The organism is Hydrogenophaga electricum, from assembly GCF_030160815.1.
Lineage (GTDB): Bacteria > Pseudomonadota > Gammaproteobacteria > Burkholderiales > Burkholderiaceae_C > Hydrogenophaga > Hydrogenophaga electricum.
Window position 1 is genome coordinate 1 of the sequence record NZ_BSPB01000186.1, and the last position, 594, is coordinate 594.

At 40.1% G+C, this 594-nt stretch carries 2 protein-coding genes; both read left to right on the forward strand.

Annotated features, from left to right (window positions below):
• Positions 1-292, forward strand: a 292-nt coding sequence (locus QQK43_RS23795) for a hypothetical protein (RefSeq protein ID WP_284309659.1), incomplete at its 5' end; no start/stop codon positions are given.
• A 164-nt stretch (positions 293-456) separates the two neighbouring features.
• Positions 457-564, forward strand: a complete 108-nt coding sequence (locus QQK43_RS23800) for a photosystem II protein T (RefSeq protein ID WP_502260866.1) — start codon at positions 457-459, stop codon at positions 562-564.
• Positions 565-594: the final 30 nt, after the last annotated feature.

The following is a 594-nucleotide window of genomic DNA, read 5'->3' on the forward strand; positions in this document are numbered from 1 at the left end:
TGATCCTGCTACTGTAAAAAAATATGCGAGGCGTTCCCAATTAGGGGAAATTTTTGAATTAGATCGGGCTACTTTGAAATCAGATGGTGTTTTTCGCAGCAGTCCAAGGGGTTGGTTCACTTTTGGTCATGCTACCTTTGCTTTGCTCTTCTTTTTCGGACACATTTGGCATGGGGCTAGAACCTTGTTCCGAGATGTTTTTGCTGGTATTGATCCAGACTTGGATGCTCAAGTGGAATTTGGAACATTCCAAAAAGTCGGAGATCCAACTACGAGGAGACAGCCAGTCTGAGGCCGCATTGCTTTGGTATCTTTCACCTCTCTTTTTTGATTTGACATGGGAAACATCTCCCATCCCTTCTTTGACTCTTTTTCCTTTTTTATACGGGAAATGATCCCAAATGACAAATGAATAGGTGTGGAAGTTATAATTGTAAATAAACCACGATCGAATCTATGGAAGCATTGGTTTATACGTTCCTTTTAGTTTCGACTTTAGGGATAATTTTTTTCGCTATCTTCTTCCGAGAACCACCTAAGGTTCCGACTAAAAAAGTGAAATAATTTAATTGAAGTAAGAAGTCTCCCCATCTG